At 72.3% G+C, this 24042-nt stretch carries 22 protein-coding genes; 12 read left to right on the plus strand and 10 right to left on the minus strand.

Going from position 1 to position 24042, the window contains the following annotated elements:
* The first annotated feature begins 14 nt into the window (after positions 1-14).
* From leuA to BM339_RS02015, 7 genes are all read left to right on the plus strand, one after another.
* Positions 15-1742: a 2-isopropylmalate synthase gene (gene leuA, locus BM339_RS01985; RefSeq protein ID WP_075019732.1), complete on the plus strand. Its 1728-nt coding sequence runs from the start codon at positions 15-17 to the stop codon at positions 1740-1742.
* A 53-nt stretch (positions 1743-1795) separates the two neighbouring features.
* The gene (locus BM339_RS01990) at positions 1796-2806 is read left to right on the plus strand and encodes a LacI family DNA-binding transcriptional regulator (protein ID WP_075019733.1); all 1011 of its coding nucleotides are present in this window, start codon (positions 1796-1798) and stop codon (positions 2804-2806) included.
* Positions 2807-2998: 192 nt separating this feature from the next.
* A complete protein-coding gene (locus BM339_RS01995) occupies positions 2999-4369 on the plus strand; it encodes an ABC transporter substrate-binding protein (protein ID WP_075019734.1) in 1371 nt (456 codons plus the stop codon).
* A gap of 66 nt (positions 4370-4435) precedes the next feature.
* Positions 4436-5377, plus strand: coding sequence for a carbohydrate ABC transporter permease (locus tag BM339_RS02000; protein WP_075019735.1), 942 nt, complete (start codon positions 4436-4438; stop codon positions 5375-5377).
* 2 nt (positions 5378-5379) lie between these two features.
* Positions 5380-6258 (plus strand): carbohydrate ABC transporter permease, encoded by an 879-nt coding sequence (locus BM339_RS02005; RefSeq protein WP_075019736.1) that lies wholly within the window; start codon positions 5380-5382, stop codon positions 6256-6258.
* A gap of 46 nt (positions 6259-6304) precedes the next feature.
* Positions 6305-7861, plus strand: a complete 1557-nt coding sequence (locus BM339_RS02010) for a glycoside hydrolase family 13 protein (RefSeq protein WP_021599047.1) — start codon at positions 6305-6307, stop codon at positions 7859-7861.
* A 79-nt stretch (positions 7862-7940) separates the two neighbouring features.
* Positions 7941-10805 carry a CARDB domain-containing protein gene (locus BM339_RS02015; protein ID WP_075019737.1) on the plus strand — a complete coding sequence of 955 codons (2865 nt, stop codon included), beginning with the start codon at positions 7941-7943 and terminating at the stop codon, positions 10803-10805.
* A gap of 51 nt (positions 10806-10856) precedes the next feature.
* Here the strand turns inward: BM339_RS02015 and BM339_RS02020 are convergent, their stop codons facing one another.
* A complete protein-coding gene (locus tag BM339_RS02020) occupies positions 10857-11621 on the minus strand; it encodes a TioE family transcriptional regulator (RefSeq protein ID WP_075019738.1) in 765 nt (254 codons plus the stop codon).
* A gap of 58 nt (positions 11622-11679) precedes the next feature.
* On the opposite strand from BM339_RS02020, the gene BM339_RS02025 reads away from it, so the two are divergent.
* On the plus strand, positions 11680-12876 hold the full coding sequence (locus BM339_RS02025; RefSeq protein WP_075019739.1) for an erythromycin esterase family protein: 1197 nt from the start codon (positions 11680-11682) through the stop codon (positions 12874-12876).
* Positions 12877-12917: 41 nt separating this feature from the next.
* Here the strand turns inward: BM339_RS02025 and BM339_RS02030 are convergent, their stop codons facing one another.
* Both BM339_RS02030 and BM339_RS02035 read right to left on the minus strand, forming a co-directional pair.
* Positions 12918-13172: a protealysin inhibitor emfourin gene (locus BM339_RS02030; protein WP_024934600.1), complete on the minus strand. Its 255-nt coding sequence runs from the start codon at positions 13170-13172 to the stop codon at positions 12918-12920.
* A 2-nt stretch (positions 13173-13174) separates the two neighbouring features.
* Entirely contained in the window at positions 13175-14215 is a 1041-nt protein-coding gene (locus BM339_RS02035; RefSeq protein WP_024934599.1) for a M4 family metallopeptidase, read from the minus strand.
* Between the two features lie 182 nt (positions 14216-14397).
* On the opposite strand from BM339_RS02035, the gene recO reads away from it, so the two are divergent.
* Positions 14398-15186 (plus strand): DNA repair protein RecO, encoded by a 789-nt coding sequence (recO, locus tag BM339_RS02040; protein ID WP_024934598.1) that lies wholly within the window; start codon positions 14398-14400, stop codon positions 15184-15186.
* Positions 15183-15989, plus strand: coding sequence for an isoprenyl transferase (locus BM339_RS02045; protein WP_024934597.1), 807 nt, complete (start codon positions 15183-15185; stop codon positions 15987-15989). The genes recO and BM339_RS02045 overlap by 4 nt, the downstream gene beginning before the upstream one ends.
* A 400-nt stretch (positions 15990-16389) precedes the next feature.
* On the opposite strand, the gene BM339_RS02050 is transcribed toward BM339_RS02045, so the two are convergent.
* The 7 genes from BM339_RS02050 to BM339_RS02080 form a co-directional block, all read right to left on the minus strand.
* Entirely contained in the window at positions 16390-16815 is a 426-nt protein-coding gene (locus tag BM339_RS02050) for an OsmC family protein (RefSeq protein WP_021599607.1), read from the minus strand.
* A 158-nt stretch (positions 16816-16973) separates the two neighbouring features.
* Entirely contained in the window at positions 16974-18587 is a 1614-nt protein-coding gene (locus BM339_RS02055; RefSeq protein ID WP_075019740.1) for a M4 family metallopeptidase, read from the minus strand.
* A 185-nt stretch (positions 18588-18772) separates the two neighbouring features.
* Complete coding sequence (locus BM339_RS02060; protein ID WP_021599609.1) at positions 18773-19159, minus strand: Fur family transcriptional regulator; 387 nt, start codon at positions 19157-19159, stop codon at positions 18773-18775.
* Positions 19156-20055, minus strand: a complete 900-nt coding sequence (locus BM339_RS02065) for a metal ABC transporter permease (protein WP_075019741.1) — start codon at positions 20053-20055, stop codon at positions 19156-19158. The genes BM339_RS02060 and BM339_RS02065 overlap by 4 nt, the downstream gene beginning before the upstream one ends.
* Positions 20052-20804 (minus strand): metal ABC transporter ATP-binding protein, encoded by a 753-nt coding sequence (locus BM339_RS02070; RefSeq protein WP_420883406.1) that lies wholly within the window; start codon positions 20802-20804, stop codon positions 20052-20054. Before BM339_RS02070 ends, BM339_RS02065 begins: the two co-directional genes overlap by 4 nt.
* A complete protein-coding gene (locus tag BM339_RS02075; RefSeq protein ID WP_075019742.1) occupies positions 20801-21751 on the minus strand; it encodes a metal ABC transporter substrate-binding protein in 951 nt (316 codons plus the stop codon). Before BM339_RS02075 ends, BM339_RS02070 begins: the two co-directional genes overlap by 4 nt.
* 32 nt (positions 21752-21783) lie before the next feature.
* On the minus strand, positions 21784-22092 hold the full coding sequence (locus tag BM339_RS02080) for a DUF6703 family protein (RefSeq protein WP_021599306.1): 309 nt from the start codon (positions 22090-22092) through the stop codon (positions 21784-21786).
* Positions 22093-22120: 28 nt separating this feature from the next.
* Between BM339_RS02080 and BM339_RS02085 the strand changes: the two genes are divergently transcribed.
* On the plus strand, positions 22121-22405 hold the full coding sequence (locus BM339_RS02085) for an antibiotic biosynthesis monooxygenase family protein (protein ID WP_075019743.1): 285 nt from the start codon (positions 22121-22123) through the stop codon (positions 22403-22405).
* A 155-nt stretch (positions 22406-22560) separates the two neighbouring features.
* Complete coding sequence (locus BM339_RS02090; RefSeq protein ID WP_075019744.1) at positions 22561-23895, plus strand: DUF1906 domain-containing protein; 1335 nt, start codon at positions 22561-22563, stop codon at positions 23893-23895.
* Positions 23896-24042: the final 147 nt, after the last annotated feature.

Raw genomic sequence — 24042 nt, forward strand, 5'->3', positions numbered from 1 at the left:
AGAGACCCCAACGGATGTATCCGCAACAGCAGTCCTCCGGCATGCCCTTCCAGCGCTACCGGCCCTTCGCCCCCGTCAGGCTCGCCGACCGGACGTGGCCGGACGCCGTCATCACCGAGGCGCCCCGCTGGTGCGCCGTCGACCTGCGCGACGGCAACCAGGCCCTGATCGACCCGATGGACGCCCACCGCAAGCTCAAGATGTTCGAGCTGCTGGTACGGATGGGGTACAAGGAGATCGAGGTCGGGTTCCCGGCGGCCAGCCAGACCGACTACGACTTCGTCCGGCAGATCATCGAAGAGGACCGGATCCCCGACGACGTGGTGATCCAGGTCCTGACGCAGGCCCGCCCCGAGCTGATCGAGCGGACCTTCGAGTCGGTCCGCGGCGCGAAGCAGGCGATCGTCCACCTGTACAACTCGACGAGCACCCTGCAGCGCCGCGTGGTGTTCGGGCAGGACAGGGACGGCATCACCGCGATCGCCGTCGAGGGCGCCAAGCTGTGCGCCAAGCTCGCCGAGGACATGGGCGACACCGAGATCTTCTTCCAGTACTCGCCCGAGTCGTTCACCGGCACCGAGCTGGAGTACGCCGTCGAGGTCTGCAACGCCGTCAACGACGTGTGGAAGCCGGCGCCGGGCAGGAAGGTCATCGTCAACCTGCCGGCCACGGTCGAGATGGCCACCCCGAACGTGTACGCCGACCAGATCGAGTGGATGAACCGGAACCTGGCCTACCGGGACTCCGTCATCCTGTCCCTGCACCCGCACAACGACCGCGGGACGGCCGTCGCCGCCGCCGAGCTGGGCTACATGGCGGGCGCCGACCGCATCGAGGGCTGCCTGTTCGGCAACGGCGAGCGCACCGGCAACGTGTGCCTGGTCACGCTGGGCCTGAACCTGTTCACCCAGGGCGTCGACCCGCGGATCGACTTCTCCGACATCGATGAAATCCGCCGGACGGTCGAGTACTGCAACCAGCTGCCCGTGCACGAGCGCCACCCCTACGGCGGCGACCTGGTGTACACCGCGTTCTCCGGCTCGCACCAGGACGCCATCAACAAGGGCTTCGACCACCTGCGCAAGGACGCCGAGGCCGCCGGGGTGCCGGTGGACGAGTACCGCTGGGAGGTCCCGTACCTGCCGATCGACCCGCACGACGTCGGCCGGACCTACGAGGCCGTCATCCGGGTCAACAGCCAGTCCGGCAAGGGCGGCGTCGCCTACGTGATGAAGACCGAGCACGCGCTGGAGCTGCCGCGGCGGCTGCAGATCGAGTTCTCCCGGGTCGTGCAGGAGCACACCGACACCGCGGGCGGCGAGGTCACGGCCGAGCGGATGTGGGAGATCTTCGAGTCGGAGTTCCTCGCCAACGGGCCGCGCGCCGGGCTGCTGGCCCACCGCACGACGTCCCGCGTGGACGAGAAGGACGCGCTCAGCTGCGACGTCCGGGTGGACGGCGAGATCCGCGAGATCGAGGGCGTCGGCAACGGCCCGGTCTCGGCGTTCCAGGACGCGCTCGACACGGTCGGGATCGGCGTGCGGGTGCTGGACTACGCCGAGCACGCGATGAGCGCGGGCGGCGACGCGCGCGCCGCCGCCTACGTCGAGTGCGACGTCCGGTTCGGCGACGGGGACGGGACGACGGTGTGGGGCGTCGGCATCGACGGCAACATCGTCACCGCGTCCCTCAAGGCGATGCTGTCCGCGGTCAACCGCGTCGCCCGCGCGCAAGGAATGTAAGCGGTTTGCGCCCGCCCTGCTGAACTTGCAGGGCGGCGTCGTATAGTTGCGGCATGACACGTCGACTGGCCGAGGTCGCCAAGAAGGTCGGGGTCAGCGAGGCCACCGTCAGCCGGGTCCTGAACGGCAAGCCCGGCGTGTCGGACGCGACCCGCGCCGCGGTGCTCACCGCCCTCGACGTGCTCGGCTACGAGCGCCCCACCCAGCTGCGGGGCGAGCGGGCCCGGCTGGTCGGCCTCGTGCTGCCCGAGCTCGGCAACCCGATCTTCCCCGCGCTGGCCGAGGTCGTCGGCGGCGCCCTCGCCCAGCGCGGGTTCACGCCGGTGCTGTGCACGCTCACCCCGGGCGGCCTGTCGGAGGCCGACTACGTCGAGATGCTCCTCCAGCAGCAGGCGTCCGGGGTGGTCTTCGCGGGCGGGCTGTACGCCGAGGCCGACGCGCCGCACGACCACTACCACCGCCTGCTCGACGTGCGGCTGCCCGTCGTGCTGGTCAACGCGGCGGCCGAGAAGCTGAGCTTCCCGCAGGTCTCCACCGACGACGCGGTGGCCGCCGAGCAGGCGTTCGCGCACCTGCTGTCGCTCGGGCACGAGCGGATCGGGATCGTCCTCGGACCCGAGGACCACGTGCCGTGCAGCCGCAAGCTCGCCGCCGTCCGCGACGCCGCCGAGCGCGCCGGCGTCGACCTGCCCGACGCGTGGGTCAGGCGCAGCATGTTCTCGCTGGAGGGCGGGCAGGCGGTCACCGGCCGGCTCATCCGCGACGGCGTGACCGGCATCATCTGCGCCAGCGACCCCCTCGCGCTCGGCGTCATCCGCGCGGTGCGGCGGCTCGGCAAGTCGGTGCCGGACGACGTTTCGGTCGTCGGTTACGACGACTCGGCGTTCATGAATTGCGTGAACCCGCCGCTGACCACCGTCCGGCAGCCGATCGAGGCCATCGGGCGCGCGGCGGTGGCGCTGCTGGTGAACCAGGTGGAAGGCGGCTCGGTGACCGCCGAGGAACTGCTGTACGAGCCGGAGCTCGTCGTCCGGGCGTCGACCGCGCCCGTCCGCGCCGCCTGACGCCGCGCCGATTGAGGACCGTCCGGAAGCCGCCCTTTCGCAGGGCGGCTTTCGCGTGTCCGACGTCTGTTTGCAGCGGTGACCGGTCATTTTGTCGACTACTTGCGCATGTCGATTCATCTATTGCATTGTGATGTAGCTCTCTGTATGTTCCTCGCAATCGGCCGACCCGACGGCCCAGGAGGAACCCCCATGAGACCCCGGATACTCGCCACCCTGACGATGCTCACCGCGGTGCTCGGCGCGACCGCCGCCGGCTGCGGCGGGGACGGCTCCGACGCCAAGGACACCGCGCCCCTGGACGCCGGCACCAAGGTGTCGATCACGGTCGGCTGCATGCCGGCCAAGAGCCAGGCGGCCCAGCGCAAGGAGTGGAACGAGGACGCCGCCGCGTTCCAGAAGCTGCACCCCAACATCACCGTCGAGGGCAAGGACGCCTTCCCCTGCATCGACCCGCAGACCTTCCAGGCGAAGCTCGCGGGCGGGCAGATGGAGGACGTCTTCTACGTCTACTTCACCGACGTCAGGAACATCGTCGCGCACGGCCAGGCCGCCGACATCACCCCGTACCTCGGCCAGGTCAAGCAGTACGGGAACCTCGACCCGGCCGTCATGAAGGTCTTCAAGGACGCCGACAAGGTGTACGGGCTGCCGCGCCAGAACTACACGATGGGCCTGTTCTACAACCGGAAGCTGTTCGAGAAGGCCGGCCTGAACCCGGACGCGCCGCCCAAGACCTGGGCCGAGGTCCGCGACGCCGCCAAGAAGATCAGCGCCCTCGGCGACGGGGTCGTCGGCTACGCCGAGCTGAGCGCCAAGAACCAGGGCGGGTGGCACTTCACCACCTCGCTCTACAGCCAGGGCGGCTCCATGGTGAGCCCGGACGGCAGGAAGTCGGCGTTCAACGGCCCGCAGGGCAGGGCCGTCCTGCAGAACCTCAAGGACATGCGCTGGACGGACGACTCGATGGGCGGCAAGCAACTCCTCGTCGACGCCGACATCCAGCGGATGATGGCGGCCGGCAAGCTCGGCATGTACCTCGGCGCCCCCGACAACGCCACCGCGCTCGTCGACCAGTTCAAGGGCGACTACGAGGACTACGGCATGGGCCCGATCCCGGGCGCGACGGGCACGCTGCTCGGCGGCGACGGCTACATGATCAACCCGAAGGCGTCACCGGAGAAGATCAAGGCCGGGCTGATGTGGCTCGACTTCGCCATGATCACGCCGGGTCGGGGGCAGCTGAACTACGCACGGGCCGCGAAGGACGGGCGCCCGGTCGGGCTCCCGCAGCCCAAGCTCTTCGGGCAGAACGCGACCGGGCAGAAGGACCGGGACCTGCGCGCCGCGTCCGCGAACCTGCCGGTGCGGAACTTCAAGCCGTACGAGGACGCCTACCCGAGCGTCCCCGGGAAGCTGGAGCCGCCGCAGGCGCAGCAGCTCTACGCCATCCTCGATTCGGCCGTCTCGGCCGTGCTGACCAGGCGTGACGCGAACATCGACCAGCTGCTCGCGGACGCGCAGAAGAAGGCCGACGCCGCGCTCGCGCGGTCCGGAAGCTGACGCCCGCCACCGGGCCGCCGGCGGCCACCCCGCCGGCGTCCCGGGCCTCCCGAGGGGACACCGACCATGACCACAGTGCGGACGCGGGCGCGGCCCTCCGAGCGCGAGCGGCCCGCGGCCCCGCGCACGCCCGGCCGCGCCCGGCGGAGCGCGCGGCGCAACCTGACCGCCTACGGGTTCCTGTCCGGGGCGCTGATCTGCTTCGCGTTCTTCTCCTGGTACCCGATCGTCCGCGAGGTGCTGCTCAGCTTCCAGCGGACGAACTTCGTCGGGGACGCCGAGTGGGTCGGCCTGGAGAACTTCCGCACCGTGATCCGCGACCCGGTGTTCGTGGACGCCTGGGTCAACACCGCGATCTTCACCCTGCTGGCGCTGGTGATCGGGTACGTCGTGCCGTTCGCCATCGCGATCGTGCTGAACGAGCTGAGGCACGCCCGCGGCTACCTGCGGTTCGTCGTGTACCTGCCGGTGATGCTGCCGCCCGCGGTCGCGGTGCTGCTGTTCAAGTGGTTCTACGACCCCGGGCCGGGGCTGTTCAACCAGATCCTCGGGTTCTTCCAGCTTCCGGGACTGAGCTGGCTCGACTCGACCTCGACGGCGCTGGTGTCGCTGGTGCTGGTGTCGACGTGGATGAACCTCGGCAGCGGCACCCTGATCTACCTGGCCGCGCTGCAGACCATCCCCGGCGAGCTGTACGAGGCGGCGGAGCTGGACGGGGCCGGGCTGTTCCGCCGTATCCGGCACATCACGGTCCCGCAGACGAGGCTGATCCTCCTCGTGATGCTGCTCCTGCAGATCATCGCGACGATGCAGGTGTTCATCGAGCCGTTCCTGCTCACCGGCGGCGGGCCCGAGGACGCCACCGTCACTGTCGCCTACCTGATGTACCAGTACGCGTTCAACTTCACGAATTTCGGCGGAGGCGGCGCGCTCGGGCTGATGCTCATGCTCGTCCTGATCGTGTTCTCCGTCGTCTACCTGCGCGTCTCGCGCGAGGAAGCGAGGTAGGCATGGCGGAGACGCGGACCCTCGTCTCGCCGCACGCGCTCGGCACCCGCCGCGGCAAGGCGGTCTACTGGACGGTCTTCACCACCGTCTTCGTGACCTTCACGTTCGTGTTCGTCTTCCCGCTGTACTGGATGGTCACCGGCGCGATGAAGTCGCCGGACGAGCTGGCCGACATCCCGCCGAGCGTGTTCCCGCGCGGCATCGACCTGGGCGGCTACCGGGAGGCGTGGCGGCAGCTCGACCTCGGCAAGTACATGTGGAACACCACGGTCTACGCCGTCGGCGCCTGGCTGTTCACGCTCGGCGTGGACGTCACCGCCGCGTACGCGCTGTCGAAGCTGCGGCCGCTGCTCGGCCGGGCGGTCCTCGGCATGATGCTGGCGACGCTGATGATCCCGCCGATGGTCATCCTGCTGCCCGCCTACCTGACCGTGAAGGACCTGCCGATCCTGCACGTCAACCTGCTCAACACCCCGTGGGCCATCTGGTTGCCGGCCGCCGCGAACGCGTTCAACATCTTCCTGCTCAAGCGGTTCTTCGACTCGATCCCCACCGAGCTGCTGGACGCCGCCGAGGTGGACGGCGCGTCGCCCGCCCGGATCCTGTGGTCGATCGTGCTGCCGGTGTCCCGGCCGATCCTCGGCGTCGTGTCGATCTTCACGGTGGTGAACGTCTGGCGCGACTTCGTCTGGCCGCTGCTCGTGCTGCCCGACACCGAACGCAAGACGATCAGCGTCGCGATCGCCTCCCTCGCGGTGCAGGTGCCGCAGAACGTGCTGATCGGCTCGCTGGTGATCGCGAGCCTGCCCACCATCGTCGTCTTCTTCGTCTTCCAGCGGCACATCATGGCCGGTCTCACGGCGGGCGGCCTGAAGGGCTGACCCCCCCGTCAGGCCCCCGTCCCCGTTGCACTAAGGAGTTGCTCGCATGCCCGAAGACTGGTGGCGCGGCGCGGTGATCTACCAGGTCTACCCGCGCAGTTTCGCCGACGGAAACGGCGACGGCGTCGGCGACCTGGCCGGCCTGCGCGGCCGGCTGCCCTACCTCGCCGGGCTCGGCGTCGACGCGCTGTGGCTGAACCCGTGGTACCCCTCGCCGATGGCCGACGGCGGCTACGACGTCGCCGACTACCGGGACGTCGCGCCGGTGTTCGGCACGCTCGCCGAGGCCGAGGCGCTGATCGGCGAGGCGCACGGGGCCGGGTTGCGGATCATCCTGGACGTGGTGCCCAACCACGCCTCCGACCAGGCGGCCTGGTTCCAGGAGGCGCTCGCGGCCGGGCCGGGCTCACCGGAGCGGGAGCGGTTCTGGTTCCGGCCCGGCAAGGACGGCGGGCCGCCCAACGACTGGCGGTCGATCTTCGGCGGGCCGGCGTGGACCCGCGTCCCGGACGGCGAGTGGTACCTGCACCTGTTCGCCCCCGAGCAGCCCGACTTCAACTGGAACAGCCCGGACGTCGTCCACGAGTTCCACGACGTCCTGCGGTTCTGGTACGACCGCGGCGTGGACGGGATCCGCATCGACTCGGCCGCGCTGCTGGTGAAGGACCCCGACGCCGAACCCGACGGCGGGCCCGACGGCCAGGACCCCTTCACCGACCGGGACGGCGTCCACGAGATCTACCGGGGCTGGCGCAAGGTCACCGACGCCTATCCGGAGCGGATGCTCGTCGGCGAGGTGTGGCTGCCCGACCAGGAGCGCTTCGCGCGCTACCTGCGCCCGGACGAGATGCACACCGCGTTCAACTTCGACTTCCTCAACTGCGCGCTGGAGCCGGACGCGCTGCGCAGGGTGATCGACACGACGCTCGCGACGCACGTGCCGCTTGGCGCTCCGGCGACCTGGGTGCTGTCCAACCATGACGTCGTCCGCCCCGTGACCCGGTACGGCCGCGCCGACACCTCGTTCGACCTCCAGGACCGGCGGCACGGCGCGCCGACCGACCGGGCGCTCGGCGTGCGCCGGGCGCGGGCCGCCGCGCTGCTGGCGATGGCGCTGCCGGGCGCCGTCTACGTCTACCAGGGCGAGGAGCTCGGCCTGCCCGAGGTCGAGGACCTCCCCGACGACGTGCGCGAGGACCCCATCTGGACCCGCTCCGGCCACACCGACCCCGGCCGCGACGGCTGCCGTGTGCCGCTGCCCTGGGCGGGGGACGAGCCGCCGTTCGGGTTCGGCGGCGACCCGTGGCTGCCGCAGCCGCCCGACTGGAAGGACCTCACGGTCGAGGCGCAGGACGCCGACCCGGGCTCGATGCTGAACCTCTACCGGGACGCCCTGGCGCTCCGCCGCGAGCACCTCGGCGACGGCTCCCTCACCTGGCTCCCGTCCGCGGCCGGCGTGCTGGCCTTCATCCGCGACTCAGGCCTGACCTGCGTGGTGAACCTCGGAACCGAGCCGGCCCCGGTGACCGGCGAGGTCCTGCTGGCCAGCGGGCCCCTCCAGGACGGGGCGCTGCCCCCGGACACGGCCGTCTGGCTGCGCTGACCGCGTCCGCGAACTTCTGCCGCTCCTCCCAGGCAGGTGTCCCACCCCCCGCAATCACCGACAGGGAGCAGAACCAGCGATGAGACAGAAGTCCCTCCGCATCCTGCTGGCCGCGGCACTGGCCGCCGCCGGGCTGACCGGCCCGGCGGCGGTGCCCGCGGCGGCCGACACGAACCTCGCCGCCGGGAAGCCGATCACGGCGTCCTCGCACGTCTTCGCGTTCACCGCGGCGAACGCCAACGACAACGACCTCGCGACGTACTGGGAGTCGGGGCCGGGCGCCTATCCGGCCACGCTGACCGTCGATCTCGGCGCGAAGGCCGACCTCACCTTCGCGGTCGTGAAGCTGAACCCGGACGCCGCGTGGGCGACCCGCACCCAGACGATCGAGGTGCTCGGCCGGAGCACCCCGAACGGCTCCTTCACGACCATCAAGCCGGCCGCCGCGTACACCTTCGACCCGGCGAGCGGGAACACCGTGTCGATCCCTATTGTCGCGACCGCGGCCGGCGTGCGGCTGGCGTTCACGTCCAACTCCGGCGCGCCCGGCGGCCAGGCCGCCGAGGTCCAGGTGATCGGCACCCCGGCGCCGACCCCGGACCTGACGGTCACCGATGTCGCGTGGGACCCGGCGTCCCCGGTCGAGACCGACGACGTCACGCTGCGCGCGACCGTGCGCAACATCGGGACGGGCACCGCCGGCCCGACCTCGCTCGACTTCCTGGCCGGCGGCCGGAAGGCGGCGTCCGCGCAGGTCGGCGAGCTGGCGGCCGGCGCGTCCACGACGGTGTCCGCGTCGATCGGGACGCGTGAGGCGGGCACCTACGCGGTCGCCGCCGAGGCCGACGCCGGCGACGACGAGATCGAGCTGAACGAGACCGACAACGTGGCGGGCGCGCAGCTGACGGTGGCGCCGGTGCCGAGCTCCGACCTGGTCGCGCAGGCCGTCACCTGGAACCCCGGCAACCCGCGGGCGGGCGACACCGTGACCTTCGCGGTGACGCTCCGGAACAACGGCACCCGGGCCACCGCCGGCGGCGCGCACGGGATCACCCTCCAGGTCCTGGACGGCGACGCCGCGGTGAAGACGCTGACCGGCTCCTACAGCGGGTCGCTCGCCCCCGGCGCCTCGACCGCACCGATCGACCTCGGCACCTGGACGGCCGCGAACGGCCGGTTCACGGTGCGGACCGTCGTCGACGACGACGCCAACGAGGTCCCGGTCAAGCGCGCGAACAACACGTCCGAGCAGTCCCTGTCCGTCGGCCGCGGCGCGCACCTGCCGTTCGACATGTACGAGGCGGAGGACGGCGTGCTCGGCGGCGGCGCGGCGACCGTCGGCCCGAACCGCACGGTCGGCGACCTCGCGGGGGAGGCGTCCGGCCGCCGCGCCGTCACGCTGAACACCACCGGAAGCAGCGTCGAGTTCACCACCGGGGCGGCCACCAACACGCTCGTGACCCGGTACTCCATCCCGGACGCGGCGGGCGGCGGCGGCATCGAGTCGACCCTCAACGTCTACGTCGACGGGACGTTCCTCAAGGCCGTCGACCTGACGTCCAAGTACACGTGGGTGTACGGGAACGAGGCGAGCCCGAGCGACTCGCCGGGCGCTGGGCCGCCCCGCCACATCTACGACGAGGCGAACCTGATGCTCGGCCGGACGGTCCCGGCCGGCAGCAGGATCAAGCTGCAGAAGGACGCCGCCAACACCACCACCTACGCCATCGACTTCATCAACACCGAACTCGCGACGGCCGCGCCGAACCCGGACCCCGCCAAGTACGCGGAGCCCGCCGGGTTCACGCACCAGGACGTCCAGAACGCCCTCGACAAGGTCCGCCAGGACGCGAACCTGACCGGTGTCTACCTCCCTCCGGGCACCTACGAGACCGCGCAGAAGTTCCAGGTCTACGGGAAGGCGGTGAAGATCGTCGGCGCCGGGCCGTGGTTCACGCGGTTCCGCACGCCCGCGGCGCGGCAGAACACCGACGCCGGGTTCCGGACGGAGGCGTCCGCCAACGGCTCGACGTTCTCCGGCTTCGGGTTCTTCGGCAACTACACGTCCCGCGTCGACGGGCCCGGGAAGGTGTTCGACTTCTCCAACGTCAGCGACATGACGATCGACGACATCTGGGCCGAGCACGTGGTCTGCCTGTTCTGGGGCACCAACGTCGACGACTCCACCATCAAGAACAGCCGCATCCGCGACACATGGGCGGACGGCCTGAACTTCACCAACGGGAGCAGCGGGAACCACGTCGCGAACGTCGAGACGCGGACGACGGGCGACGACAGCTTCGCGCTCTTCCCGGCGATCGACCACCGCAACGAGCAGCAGACGGGCAACGTCTACGAGGACCTGACCTCGCTGCTGACCTGGAGGGCCGCCGGCCTCGCCGTCTACGGGGGAGGCGGCAACACCTTCCGCGACATCCACATCGCCGACACGCTCGTCTACTCCGGGATCACGATCGGGACGCTGAGGTTCGGGAGCATTCCGGCCCTCGGATTCGAGGCGAACCCCCAAACGAGGTTCGAGAACATCTCGCTGGTCCGGGACGGCGGCCACTTCTGGGGCCAGCAGACGTTCCCGGCCCTGTGGCTGTACTCGGCGGAGTACGCGTTCCGGGGAATCCGCATCAGCGACGTGGACATCACCGATCCGACCTACTCCGGGATGATGTTCCAGACCAAGTACTCGGGAGGCCAGCCGCTCAACCCCGTGACCGACACCGTCCTGACGAACGTCAGCATTTCCGGTGCCCGCAAGAGCGGTGACGAGTTCGACGCCAAGTCCGGCTTCGGGATCTGGGTGAACGAGCTGCCCGAACCCGGGCAGGGCCCCGCGGTCGGCTCGGCGACGTTCAACGGCCTGGAACTGTCGAACAACCACCAGGACATCAGGAACACCACGACCACCTTCACCATCGACCGCGATTGACCCGGGGGACCGGGGGCCGCGGGTGTTGGGAGGCGCCCGCGGTCCCCGCGCTCACCGCTCGCGGAGGTAGGCGTCCAGCTCGGCCGCCCCGGCGAGCATCGCGCGCCCGCGGGCCGACAGCCGGCCGTGCCAGTCGCGCAGGGCGCCCTCCAGCGGTTCCAGCCCGCCGGCCGCCCGCACCTGCGCGAGCAGCGGGGCGATCTGCTCCAGCAGGTAGCCTCCCCGCCGGAGCTGGTGCGCCAGCCGCGCGTCCCGCACGGCGGCCTCGTCGTAGACGCGGTACCCGGTCCGCGGGTCGCGGCGCGGACGCACCAGCCCCGCGCGCTCCCACTTGCGCAGCGTCGCGGGCCGAATCCCGAGCCGCCGCGCCAGCGGTCCGATGAAGGTCTCGCGGGGCCCGGACGCCCTCCCGGACGCCGGCGCCCGGCCGGTCGCCGGCGCCGCGCCGGACTCCGTGACCGCGCCCGGGTCCAGGTCGCGCAGGGCGGCCTCCACCGCCCGGAGGGTCCGGCGGTCGTCGAGGAGCTGGGCATGGCTCTCGTCGATCAGGCGGAACGCCTCCTCGGCCGCCCCCTCGTTCACGGCCCGCATGATCGACGTCGCGGTGCGGTGGCCGTGGCCCGGCACCAGGGCGAGGAACGCGCGCAGGGCCTGCGCGTGGGACGGGGTGTAGGTGCGGTAGCCGTGGGCCGTCCGGCCGGCCGGCGGAAGGATGCCGACCTCCTCGTAGTTCCTGACCGCCTGCGTCGACAGGCCGTGCTCCCGCGCCAGGTCGACCGGCCTGAGCCGTCCTCCGTTTTGAAGCTTTCGTCCCATACCTGCGCCGCAATCTCCATAAAGTTTCAACCGAAAGTTCAACGATACCGTTTATCTTATGGCTACCGGAATCACGGACACCGTCCAGGCCGTCGACCCGACCGCCGTCATGGGCCTGCTCCCGGCCCGGCCGCGGCTGCTCGCCCTGGGCGAGCCGACCCATGATGAGGACGTCCTGCTCGACGTCCGCAACGACCTCTTCCGCCGGCTCGTCGAGGAGGACGGCCGCCGGACGATCGCGATCGAGAGCGACTGCCTGATGGGCCTCGTCGTGGACGACCACGTCACCTCGGGCACGGGCACCCTCGACGAGGTCATGGAGCGCGGGTTCAGCCACGGCTGGGGCGCCTCCGCCGCCAACCGCGAGCTCGTGCGCTGGATGCGCGCCCGCAACGAGGGCCGGCCGGCGTCCGAACACGTCCGCTTCGCCGGTTTCGACGGCCCGCTGGAGATCACCGCGGCCGCGAGCCCCCGAAAGGCCCTCACCGCGCTGCACCGCTACCTCGCGAACCAGGTCGGTGCCGGCCTGCTCCCCTGCACCGCGGAGACGCTCGACCGCCTGCTCGGCGCCGACGACCGGTGGACCGAGCCCGCCGCGATGATGGACCCGTCCCGGTCCGTCGGGCGGTCGGCCGACGCCGGGGAACTGCGGGTGCTGGCCGACGATCTCGTGGCGCTGCTCGGCGCGCGGGCGCCGGACCTCGCCGCCACGGGGGACGGCTGGGACCGGGCGCGGCTGTACGGCCGCACCGCCGTCGGCCTGCTGCGCTACCACTACTGGATGGCCGACGACTCACCGGCGCGCCTGGCGCGGCTGGTCGGCGTGCGCGACCAGATGATGGCCGCGAACCTCCTCGCCCTCGCCGGACGGGGTGATGTGTTCGTTCACGCCCACAACGCCCATCTCCAGCGCGACAGGAGCTCGATGCGCATGGGCGGCGAGCGGGTCGAGTGGTGGAGCGCCGGCGCCCTCGTGAGCACCCGGCTGGGTCCGGAGTACGCCTTCCTGGCCACCGGCCTGGGCACGATCCGGCATCGCGGGGTGGACGCCCCTCCTCGCGACACCCTCGAAGGCCTCCTGTACGCCCTGCCGGAGGACCGGTTCCTCGTCGACCCGCGCCGCCTGGCCGCCGCCTTCGGTGACGCGGCTCCCGCCCCCCGCGCGTCCCCCTACTTCGGCTACGCCCCGCTCGATCCCGGCCATCTGGCACGGATCGACGGGATCGTGTTCGTCAAGGACGTCCCGCGGCCCTAGCCCGCCCGCCCCCGGCCCGGCCGCCGGGGGCGGGCGCGGGCTCAGCGGGCGCGGCCCAGGACGTGGTGGACGAGCTCGCGGAGGGCGCCGTGGAGCTGCGCCTCGCCGATGGTGGTCCGGTCACCGTCGATGTCGATCTCGTACAGGAACTGGTCGGGGATTCGGCCCGGCGGCGGGACGCTTTTCAGGTCGACGCGGCCGACGAGCCTCGACAGCATGGGATCGCTGGCGCTGTCGGACTCGGCGCGCCGCTCGATACCCGCGAATCCCCCGCTGCGGACGACTGTCACTTTCACTGCTATCCGTTCGCCTCCAGGGAGACGCCTACCCCCGTCCAGGCCCGGCTCACGGCCTTGGTCTCGACGGCGTCGGCGCCGTACAGCGCGGTCGAGGCCCGGACGGTCGCGGCGGCGAACGCGGTGAAGTCCGCGTCGGCCGCCAGCTCGCCGCCGGTGAGCGTGTCGTACCAGACCCGGCCCGCCTTCTCCCAGGCGTTGCCGCCGATGCCGGCGGCGGCGAGGTAGAAGGCGTGGTTGGGGATGCCCGAGTTGATGTGGACGCCGCCGTTGTCCCGGTAGGTCTCGACGTAGTGGTCCATGTGGCCGGGCTGGGGGTCCTTGCCGAGGCGCGGGTCGTCGTAGGCGGTGCCGGGCTCCTTCATGGAGCGCAGCGCGACGCCGTTCACGCCCTCGGCGAGCAGGCCCTGCCCGATGAGCCAGTCGGCCTGGTCGGCGGTCTGCCCGAGATGCCACTGCTTGACCAGCGAGCCGAAGACGTCCGACAGGGACTCGTTCAGGGCGCCGGACTGGCCGTAGTACTCCAGGTTCGCGGTGTACTGCGTGACGCCGTGCACGAGTTCGTGGCCGGTGACGTCGAGGGGGCCGGTGAAGTCGGTGAACACGACGCCGTCGCCGTCCCCGTACACCATCTGCTCGCCGTTCCAGAAGGCGTTGTCGTACCGGTCGCCGTAGTGGACGGTCGAGACCATCCCGAGCCCGGCGCCGTCGATCGAGTTGCGGCGGTAGGCGGCCTCGAAGAAGTCGAAGGTGGCGCCGAGCCAGTCGTAGGCGCGGTCGGCCGTCCGGTCGCCGGTGGCCGGTGCGCCCTCCGCGCGCACGGTCCGGCCGGGCAGTTCCTCGCGGTGCCCGGCGTCCTTGATCGTCCGGTTGGGGACGAAGTCCTCGGACGGGGAGGGGGCCCCGGCCGCGGACGTCCGCCGCTCGGCGTACTGCGCGGAGGTGAGCGCCAGCGTACGGCGGGCGCGGTCGCGGATGGCCGGGTCATCGGCGTCGCGGGCGATCCGCTCCAGCATGTGCGGTGGCACGATGTGGCATCTCATGCCCCAACGCTGCCAGGTCCCTGTGGTCCGGGCCACAACTTTCGGAAGGACGCTACGGCCGAATCCGGTCACGGTACGTGATCGTCGCGGCGCGCAGCGGCATCGTCGAGTGACTTGTGCAGATCCTGGGGAGATGCCGGGCGGGCGCCGAGGCATCCGGTGACGTGCGTCAGAATGAACGGGTGACCCTGTACCGCGACGAAGGCATCGTCCTGCGCACCCAGAAGCTGGGCGAGGCCGACCGCATCGTGACGGTGCTGACGCGGCGGACCGGCCGGATCCGCGCCGCGGCCAAGGGGGTCCGCAAGACCAGGTCCCGCTTCGGCGCGCGGCTGGAGCCGTTCACCCACGTCGACCTCCAGCTGTACGAGCGGCGCTCCCTCGACCTCATCACTCAGGCCGAGACGCTGCGCCCGTACGGGGAGGCGCTGGTCACCGACTACCCCCGCTACACGGCGGGGACGGCGATGCTGGAGACCGCGGAGAAGCTCACCAGCGAGGAGGGCGAGCCGGCGCTCCGGCAGTTCCTGCTGCTGGTCGGGGGGCTGCGCACGCTCGCCGAGCGCGTCCACGACCCCCGGCTCGTCCTGGACGCCTTCCTGCTGCGCTCGCTGTCGGTGGCCGGGTGGGCGCCCGCGCTCGACGAGTGCTGCCGGTGCGGCGTCCGCGGCGGGCTGCGCGGGTTCGCCATCGCGGCGGGCGGCGCGGTCTGCGCCGGCTGCCGCCAGCCGGGCGCCGCGACCCCGGCGCCGCCGACGTTCGCGCTGATGCTGGCGCTGCTGCGCGGCGACTGGGAGTACGCCGACGGCAGCGAGCAGCGCCACCGCCTGGAGACCAGCGGCCTGGTGGCCGCCTACCTCCAGTGGCACCTGGAGCACGGGATCCGTTCACTGCGTCACGTCGAGCGCGAGGCGCGCGGGCCCGAGGAGCGCGGAACGCGCGACGACGAGACCGACAGGGAGAGAGTTTGAGCAGGGCCGTTTCACCCCCGGAACCGCACCGGGGCGGCGCGACGCCGCCCCCGATCCCCGCGGACCTGGTGCCCCGGCACGTCGCCATCGTGATGGACGGCAACGGCCGCTGGGCCAAGGAGCGCGGGCTGCCGCGCACCGAGGGCCACAAGCGCGGCGAGGACTCGCTCTTCGACGTGATCATGGGCGCGATCGAGCTGGGCGTCCCGTACCTGTCGGCGTACGCCTTCTCGACGGAGAACTGGAAGCGCTCGCCGGACGAGGTGCGCTTCCTCATGGGCTTCAACCGGGACGTGATCCGCCGCCGCCGCGACCAGCTCCACTCGATGGGCGTCCGGGTGCGGTGGGCGGGACGGCGGCCGCGGCTGTGGCGCAGCGTCATCAAGGAGCTGGAGACGGCCGAGGAGATGACGCGCCACAACGACGTGCTCACCCTGCAGTTCTGCGTGAACTACGGCGGCCGGGCCGAGATCGTGGACGCGGCGGCGGCGATCGCCCGGGACGTCCGGGACGGCCGGCTCGACCCGGGCAAGATCAACGAGCGGGTCTTCGCCCGCTACCTGGACGAGCCCGGCATCCCGGACGTGGACCTGTTCCTGCGCTCGTCGGGGGAGCAGCGCACGTCCAACTTCCTGCTCTGGCAGTCGGCCTACGCCGAGATGGTCTTCCTCGACACGCTCTGGCCCGACTTCGACCGGCGCCACTTCTGGCACGCGTGCGAGGTGTACGCCTCCCGCGACCGCCGCTACGGCGGCGCCGTCCCCAACGCGGTCGCCGCCGGCCAGGCGCCCACGGACACCTGACCGGCGACCCCGCGCCCGGCCTCCAGCGACCTCAGCGATCGAGAGCACCTGCACTAACCATTGCGCTGACCTCAGCCACCACAGCAACCCCGCAACGATCGCGTCCGTGGGCAGGGGCGAGCGAAGCGAGACCCTGATCGCGCAGCGAGCCGCCAGGCGAGCCGGAGCGATCGAATCACCCGCACGTGCGGGACTGCCTGCACCTGCTACCCCGCTGACCTCAGCCGTCACCCCAACCACGCAACAACCTCCACGGTTGCGATCGCGTCCGAAGGCAGGGACGAGCGAAGCGAGACCCTGATCGCGCAGCGAGCCGCCAGGCGAGCCGGAGCGATGCAGCGATCGCCCGCGTTTCTCGACGATGGAGGGCCGCCAGGCCCGAAGGAGGAGAGAAATGCAATCAATACAGCCCGGCGTCGAGGGTGATCGTGGTGCCCGCGAGGGCCTTGCTGACGGGGCAGCCCGCCTTGGCGTCCTGCGCGGCCTTCTCGAAGTCGGCGGCGGACAGGCCGGGCACGCTCGCCCGGACGGTCAGGTGGATGCCGGTGATGCCCTCGCCGGGCTGGAAGGTGACCTCGGCCTTGGTGTCCACCTTCTCCGGCGGGGTCCCGGCTCCGGCGAGGCCGTGCGAGAGCGCCATCGAGTAGCAGGTGGAGTGCGCGGCGGCGATGAGTTCCTCCGGGCTCGTCCGGCCGCCCGGCTCCTCGGACCGCGATGCCCAGGTCACGTCGTAGGTGCCGAGCTTCGAGGAGTCCAGCGAGACGGTCCCCTGGCCCTCCAGCAGTGAGCCTTCCCAGTGCGCGTTCGCAGTACGTGTCGTAGCCATGCCCCGATTCTTCACCATGGCCCCGCGTCCCAGATCACGAACCCGCGCAATCGGCGGGTCGGGGTCCCCGTCTTCGACCGGGCGGAGACCGGAAGGCCCCGTGCCCGCGCGTCACATCGGTCGCGGGCACGGGGCCTTCCGTCCCCGGAACAGGGGTCCTAGGCGACGTTCACCGCGGACCACGCGGCGGCGACGGCGGCGTGCTGGGTGCTGCCCTCGCCGAACAGGTCCTTGGCCGCGTTCAGGGTCGCGGTCCGCGCGCCCTTGTAGTCGGTCGAGGACGTCATGTACGTGGTCAGCGCCCGGTACCAGATCTTCACGGCCGCGTCCCGGCCGATGCCGGTGACGGTGGAGCCGTTGGACGTGGGGCTGTTGTAGGAGACGCCGTTGATCGTCTTCGCGCCGCTGCCCTCGGACAGCAGGTAGAAGAAGTGGTTGCCGACGCCCGAGGAGTAGTGCACGTCGAGGTTCTTGGTGTTGGACGACCAGGAGTCGGCGGAGTCGCCGTCCTTGCTGGGCTTGTCCATGAACCTCAGCGCCGCCCGGCCGAGCCCGGGCAGGACGACCTCCTCGCCGACCAGGTAGTCGCCGACGTCGCCCGAGTTGTTGGCGTAGAACTCGACGGCCGCCGCCATGATGTCGGACGTCGCCTCGTTCAGCCCGCCGGACTCCCCGCTGTAGGTGAGGTTGGCGGTGGAGCTGGTGACGCCGTGGCTCATCTCGTGCGCGGCGACGTCGAGGGACGTGAGCGGGCCGAGCTGGCTGCCGTCGCCGTCGCCGTAGGTCATGCAGAAGCACGAGTCGTCCCAGAAGGCGTTGGCGTAGCCGTCGCCGTAGTGGACGCGGTTGAACGATCCCTTGCCGTCGCCGGCGATGCCGGCACGGCCGAAGACGTTCTTGTAGAAGTCCCAGGTCACGGCGGTGCCGAACTGGGCGTCCACGGCGACGGTGGCGCGGTCGGACGTGGTGCCGCTGCCCCAGTGGTTGTCGGCGTCGGTGAACAGCGTGGCGGGGGCGCGCCGGAGGCACCAGATGAGGATGCAGAGGTCGGTCTCGTTCTCGGCGTCCCCGGTGTAGGTGTTGCCGCGCGACGGGTCCTTGAGCTGGAACGCGCCGCCGGACGCGGTCGTCTCCAGCGGCACCGTCCCGGTGTAGAGGGACTTGCCGTCGCCCGCCTCGGTGTGGATCGTCTCCTCGCGCAGCAGGACCTTGCCGGTGGCGGCGTCCACGGAGGTGTAGACCCGGCTGGGCGTCCCGTCCGCCTGCTTGCCGACGGTCAGCACCCGCCAGGCGAGGCGGGGGGCGTGGTCGGCGGTGCGGGCCTCGACGACGAGCGCGGGGGCGCCGTCGGCCTTGCGGTTCTTGGTGAGGGCGCGCTTTTTCGCGGTCTTGGCGGAGACCCGCGGGCCGGCGGCGACCGGCGCCTTGGCGAGCGTGAGGCTGCTGCCCCGCCACTTGCCCGCCGGGGTCTGGTGGACGACGATGTCGCCGCCCAGCACCGGCAGGCCGTTGTAGGCGCGGGTCATCCGGGTGTGGGAGGAGCCGTCCCGGTCGGTGAGGACGCCGACGACCTTGAAGCTCTGCCCGTCCCCGCCGCGCACCTCGGCGCCGCGGGCGGTGAGCGAGCGGAGCGCCTGCTCGGCGGCGGCGCGGGGGCCCGGTGGGGACGGTGCCTGCCGCGCGGACGCGGGCACCGCGGTGCCCGCCGTCGCGAGCAGGGTCGCCGAGGCCAGGAGCACGGTCCGTCGGCTGGTGAACGCCCGTCTTGTCATGAACGCCCTCTCGTGCGGGCGCCACGCACCCCCCCGGAGGGCCCGCCCGTCGGGCCTGCAGTGGCGACGGGGACATTTATGGCATGAAAGCTACTCAGAAGTAGATATGACAATTTGCCAAGAAACGCGCACAGAGCGTGTGAACTGCGGGTCTTGCCAGCGGTCAGCGCGCCTTCAGCCGGTGCTCAGGAGTTCTTCGCGGCGCAGTCCGCGCACGTCCCGAACACCTCGACGGTGTGCGTGATGCCGGTGAAGCCGTGCTCGGCGGCGATCGCGTCGGCCCAGCGCTCCACGGCCGGGCCCTCCACCTCGATCGTCCGGCCGCAGTCGCGGCAGACCAGGTGGTGGTGGTGCTGCTCGGTGCGGCAGGCGCGGTAGACGGCCTCGCCCTCGTCGGTGCGCAGCACGTCGACCTCGCCCGCGTCGCTGAGCGCCTGCAGCGCCCGGTAGACGGTGGTGAGGCCGATCTTCGAGCCGTCGGCGCGCAGGTCGGCGTAGATGTCCTGCGCGCTGCGGAACCCCTCGCAGCCGGCGAGCACCTGCCGGACGGCGTCCCGGCGGGCCGTCGTCATCCCCCTAGCACCTCCGCCTCCGCGTCCACGCGCGCCTCGACACCGGGCCGGCCGGAGACGGCGTCCCCGGCCGCGACGGCGCGGGCGCGCCTGCGGCGTACGACCGCCCCTCCGGCGACCGCGGCCGTGAACACCGCGAGCGCCAGCAGCACGATCGACGGCCCCGGGGGGAGATCGTACTGGAACGACCCCGCCAGGCCCGACACGGCCGACAGTACACCGATCCCCATCGCGGCCAGCATCGTGCTCCAGAATCCCCGGGCGAGCTGCTGCGCCGCCGCCACCGGGACGATCATCAGGGCGCTGACCAGCAGCAGCCCGATCGCGCGCATCGAGATCACCACGGTGACCGCGGCGGTCGCGGCGATGAGCACGCTGAGGAACCGGACGGGCAGCCCCGCCGCCCGCGCGACCTCCTCGTCCTGGCACAGCAGGAACAGCTCGCGGCCGAACAGCGCCACGATGGCGAGGACGGCGGCGGCGAGGCCCGCGACCACGTACAGGTCGGCCACCGTCACACTGCTGATCGAGCCGAACAGGTACGACTGCAGGCTCGCCGAGCCGCCGCCCTCGGCGCCGGTGAGGATCACGCCGCCCGCCAGCCCGCCGTAGAACAGCAGGGCCAGCGCGACGTCGGCGCCGCTGCGGCTGCGGGCGCGCAGCACCTCGATGACGACCGCGCCCAGCACCGACACGGCCAGCGCGCCGAGGACGGGGGAGGTGCCGGTCAAAAGGCCCAGCCCGATGCCGGTCAGCGCGATGTGCCCGATGCCGTCGCCGAGCAGCGACAGCCTGCGCTGGACGATGAACGTGCCCACGGCGGGGGCGGTCAGGCCGATGAGCACCGCCATCACCAGGGCGACGCGCATGAAGTCGTACTGCAGCATCTCGGTCACGCGGGCCTTCCGAGGGTCTCGTGCGCGCGGGTCTCGCGGACGACGCGCCCGTGGCCCAGCTCGATCGCGCGGGTGACGAGCGGCTCCATCGGCCCGAGCTCGTGGGTCACGAGGACGACCGTGCGCCCGTCGACCGCCGGCTCGCGCAGGGCCGCCGCGAGCGCCGCCTGGCTGCGGGCGTCCACCCCGGCGGTGGGCTCGTCCATCACGAGCACGTCGGGCTCGCCGGCGAGGGCGCGGGCGATGAGGACCCGCTGCTGCTGGCCGCCCGACAGCAGGTGCACCGGGTCGCGGGCGCGCCCGGTGAGGCCGGCCGTCTCCAGCGCGCGGTCGACGGCGGCGCGGTCGGCCGCCCGGTCGGCGAGCACCGCGGGCCGCCAGCGGGACCGCCGCGCCACCCGGCCGGACGCCACGACCTCCCGCACCGTCGCCGGCACGCCGCCGCCCATGGGCAGCCGCTGCGGGACGTACCCGACGCGCGTCCAGTCCCGGAACCGGGCGGGCGGCTCACCGTAGATCGCGGTGCGGCCCCCGGCCAGCGGGACGAGGCCGAGCAGCGCCTTGACCAGCGTGGACTTGCCCGCGCCGTTCGGGCCGAGGACGGCGAGCACGTCGCCGGCGTCCACCCGCAGGTCGACGCCGGCCAGCACCTCGCGGCCGTCCCGCCGCACGTGCCCGCCGGTCATCGCGAACGGCGGCGCGGTCTCCCCGGTCGCGGTCTCACCGTTCACGGGCGGTCGGTCGGTCATGAGCACTCCAGCGCGGGCCGCAGGGTCCGCAGGTTCTCTCGCATGATCGTCATGTAGTCGCCGGACGCGCCGTCCTCGATGCCCTCGACCGGGTCCAGGACGGCGGTCCGCACCCCCGTCTCCCGCGCCAGCGACTCGGCCACCTTGGGGCTGACCAGCGTCTCGCTGAAGACCGTCGTCGCGCCGGTGGCCGACACCAGCCGGGTCAGGGCGGCCAGCCGCTTCGGGGACGGCTCGCCCGACGGGTCCACCCCGGCCACCGGTATCTGGCGCAGCCCGTAGCGGTCCGCCAGGTAGCCGAACGCCGCGTGCGCGGTGATGATCTCCCTGCGCTTGCACGCTTCCAGGCCGTCCCGGAAGTCGCGGTCGAGCTGGCCGAGCGCCGCGGCGGTGGCGCGGGCGCGCTCCCGGTACCCGGCGGCGTGGGCCGGGTCGGCGGCGGCCAAGCGGCCGCCGAGCGCGGTCGCGACGGCCGCCATCCGGCTCGGGTCGAGCCAGATGTGCGGGTCGTAGGACGCCTCCCGGTGCCGGACGCCGTCGTGGGCCTCCTCGTCGTCGGTCTCCTCCGGCGGCGGCAGCGTCCGCACCAGGCTCGCCGCGTCGAGGGACCGGCCCTTCGCGTGGGTGCGCACGGCGTCGTCCACGGCGGGCTGGACGCCCTTGACGTGGACGGCGAGCCGGGCGTCGGCGACGTGCGCGACCTGCCGGGCGGTGAGCTCCAGGTCGTGGGGCTCGGTGCCCGGCCTGGTCAGCGTCCGGACGAAGACGTCGCCGCCGCCGACCTTCCCGGCCAGCCAGGCCATCGGGTAGAAGGACGCGACCACCGCGGTCTTGCCGGGCGGCACGTCGGCGCCGGCGTCGGCGCAGCCCGTCAGCCCCGCGGCGAGGCCGGCCAGAGCCAGGGCGGTCGCCGGCAGGGCCCGGAGGGCGGCGCGAGTGGGGGGCACCGTCCGATTATGGACGAAGATGAAAACGGTTGTCAAAACCGGCCGAAACCACGCCCCAGGGCGAAACCCACCAGAACGGCCAACGCGACGAGCCGCAGGATCCTTCCCGGGCCGTCCAGCGCGGGCCAGTTCAGATAGGCGAACCAGGCCAGCGCCGCGGCGAGGACCAGCACCCCGGCGGCGGCGACCCAGCCCGTCCCGGCCATCCCGACCACCAGCAGCGCGAACACCGCGACCAGCAGGACCCACCGCGGCATCCGGTGCAGGAACACCACCGGCGCCGCGCTGCGCCGCTCGACGGCGGCCCGCAGCCCCGTCCGCCGCTCATCCGATGTCTCCACATGCCCAACGTACTGCCAGGATGGGCGGATGATCGCGATAACCCGGTACCGGGTGCCGGGAGAGGCCTCGGGCGGCTTCGCCGAGGACATGACCGCGGTGCTCGCGGCGCTGTCCGCGAGCCCCGGCTTCCGCTCCGGCCGCCTCGCCAGGACCGTCGACGACCCCGGCCTCTGGGCCCTCGTCACCGAATGGGACGGCGCGGGCCACTACCGCCGCGCCATCGGCGCCTACGACGTGCGGCTCCTGTTCATGCCGCTCGCGGCCATGGCCGTGGACGAGCCCGGCGCGTACGAGGTCGTCAGCTCCGCCTGAGCAAGCTCCGCCTGAGCGCCGGACCGCCCGTCGCGGGCCACCGTCAGGATGCGGGAAACCGGCGGGCAAGAAGCGTCCCGGCCCGGTTTCGGCGGGCGCGGCCATGGTCATCCTTGCCGCAGATGATCATGCCGTCCGCCGCGGGGGGAGTTGTGATGCGCCATGCCGTCCTGTTCAGCGTGTTCTCCGGGGTGGCGGTCGCCGCTCCCGTCCTCGCGGCGGCCGGGACGGCCCCCGCGCGGCCCGCGCACGAACCGCCCGCCGCGCTGACCGGGGCTGCCGGGGCGCCGCGCGTCGTCGAGTACCGGGGGCTGCGCGTCCCCGTCCCGGCCGGCTGGGAGGTGCACCGGCTCGACCGGGACCCGTCCCGGTGCGTCCGCTTCGACCGGCACGCCGTCTACCTCGGCCGCCCCGGGCCGCAGCCGGACTGCCCGGCCCGCGTCGTCGGCCGCACCGAGGCCCTGCACATCGAGCCCGCCGGAAGGCACATCGAACCCGCCGGAAGGCACACCGAGCCCGCCGGGGACCGCCGCGCCGCCCGGACGGTCGTGGACGGCACCGCTCTCGCGTCGCTGACCGTGACGCCGTCCGCCGACCACGAGGCGCGTTTCACCCTCCCCGAGGCCGGGGTGACGATCACCGGTGTGTACGGGACGGACCCGGCGCGGCTCCAGCGGATCCTGCGCGGCACCCGGTTGTCCGCGGGAGGGGCCGCCGCACCGCCCGGCACGGGCCTGCGGCCGGGGGAGAGCCCGCCGCCCCCCGTGGACACGCCCTCCGGGCAGGGGCAGGCTCCCGCCCTGGAGCGCCCGTGGGTGCGAGGCAAGGGGTTCGACACCTGCACCGCCCCGTCCCTGGCCACGATGGAGGCGTGGCGGTCCTCGTTCGAGGTCACCAACATCTACATCGGCGGCGCGGCGCGCGGGTGCGCCCAGCCGAACCTCAGCGCCTCGTGGGTGAGGCAGGTCCGGGCGATGGGCTACCGCATCACGCCCACCTACGTCGGCCTGCAGGCTCCCTGCGGCAGCCGCCGGCAGCGCTTCACCACCCGCAACGCCTCCTCGGAGGGCACGAAGGCGGCCGTGGACGCCGCCCGCAAGGCCAGGAGGCTGGGCATTCCGGAGGGCAACCCCGTCTACTTCGACATGGAGGCGTACCGCCACCGGAACCGCGCCTGCAAGGCCGCCGTCCTGCGGTTCGTGGACAACTGGGTCGACCGGCTGAAGCGCGAGGGCTACGTCCCGGGCCTGTACAGCAGCTCCAAGTCCGGCATCCGGGACGTGAGCCGGGCCAAGGGGATCAGCAAGCCCGTCGCCATCTGGTTCGCCAACTGGGACGGGCGGGCCGATGTGTACGGCGACCCGTACTTCCCCGACCACCTGTGGTCCCCGCACCGCCGGATCAAGCAGTACCGCGGCGGCCACCGGGAGCGGCACGGCGGCGTCACGCTGAACATCGACAGCAACATCGTCGACGGGCGCGTCTACTAGGGCCTGCTCAGCCGTCCGGGTGCCCTAAGCTGGGAAATGCTCTCCGGCGGCGGCGACGCCCGCGCCGGGGCACTCACCGGGGATCGCACTCGCCGCCGCCCGCCGTCGCCGCGGGACCGGGGCGCACTCACTGTCCCGCCGACCGCC

This window comes from Actinomadura madurae, from assembly GCF_900115095.1.
GTDB lineage: Bacteria > Actinomycetota > Actinomycetes > Streptosporangiales > Streptosporangiaceae > Spirillospora > Spirillospora madurae.

What these genes read in the sequence shown, in the direction of transcription:
- leuA (WP_075019732.1), top strand. Translation starts at nt 15, where the DNA reads ATGTATCCGCAACAGCAGTCCTCCGGCATGCCCTTCCAGCGCTACCGG.
- BM339_RS01990 (WP_075019733.1), top strand. Translation starts at nt 1,796, where the DNA reads ATGACACGTCGACTGGCCGAGGTCGCCAAGAAGGTCGGGGTCAGCGAG.
- BM339_RS01995 (WP_075019734.1), top strand. Translation starts at nt 2,999, where the DNA reads ATGAGACCCCGGATACTCGCCACCCTGACGATGCTCACCGCGGTGCTC.
- BM339_RS02000 (WP_075019735.1), top strand. Translation starts at nt 4,436, where the DNA reads ATGACCACAGTGCGGACGCGGGCGCGGCCCTCCGAGCGCGAGCGGCCC.
- BM339_RS02005 (WP_075019736.1), top strand. Translation starts at nt 5,380, where the DNA reads ATGGCGGAGACGCGGACCCTCGTCTCGCCGCACGCGCTCGGCACCCGC.
- BM339_RS02010 (WP_021599047.1), top strand. Translation starts at nt 6,305, where the DNA reads ATGCCCGAAGACTGGTGGCGCGGCGCGGTGATCTACCAGGTCTACCCG.
- BM339_RS02015 (WP_075019737.1), top strand. Translation starts at nt 7,941, where the DNA reads ATGAGACAGAAGTCCCTCCGCATCCTGCTGGCCGCGGCACTGGCCGCC.
- BM339_RS02020 (WP_075019738.1), bottom strand. Translation starts at nt 11,621, where the DNA reads ATGGGACGAAAGCTTCAAAACGGAGGACGGCTCAGGCCGGTCGACCTG.
- BM339_RS02025 (WP_075019739.1), top strand. Translation starts at nt 11,680, where the DNA reads ATGGCTACCGGAATCACGGACACCGTCCAGGCCGTCGACCCGACCGCC.
- BM339_RS02035 (WP_024934599.1), bottom strand. Translation starts at nt 14,215, where the DNA reads ATGAGATGCCACATCGTGCCACCGCACATGCTGGAGCGGATCGCCCGC.
- BM339_RS02050 (WP_021599607.1), bottom strand. Translation starts at nt 16,815, where the DNA reads ATGGCTACGACACGTACTGCGAACGCGCACTGGGAAGGCTCACTGCTG.
- BM339_RS02055 (WP_075019740.1), bottom strand. Translation starts at nt 18,587, where the DNA reads ATGACAAGACGGGCGTTCACCAGCCGACGGACCGTGCTCCTGGCCTCG.
- BM339_RS02060 (WP_021599609.1), bottom strand. Translation starts at nt 19,159, where the DNA reads ATGACGACGGCCCGCCGGGACGCCGTCCGGCAGGTGCTCGCCGGCTGC.
- BM339_RS02070 (WP_420883406.1), bottom strand. Translation starts at nt 20,804, where the DNA reads ATGACCGACCGACCGCCCGTGAACGGTGAGACCGCGACCGGGGAGACC.
- BM339_RS02085 (WP_075019743.1), top strand. Translation starts at nt 22,121, where the DNA reads ATGATCGCGATAACCCGGTACCGGGTGCCGGGAGAGGCCTCGGGCGGC.
- BM339_RS02090 (WP_075019744.1), top strand. Translation starts at nt 22,561, where the DNA reads ATGCGCCATGCCGTCCTGTTCAGCGTGTTCTCCGGGGTGGCGGTCGCC.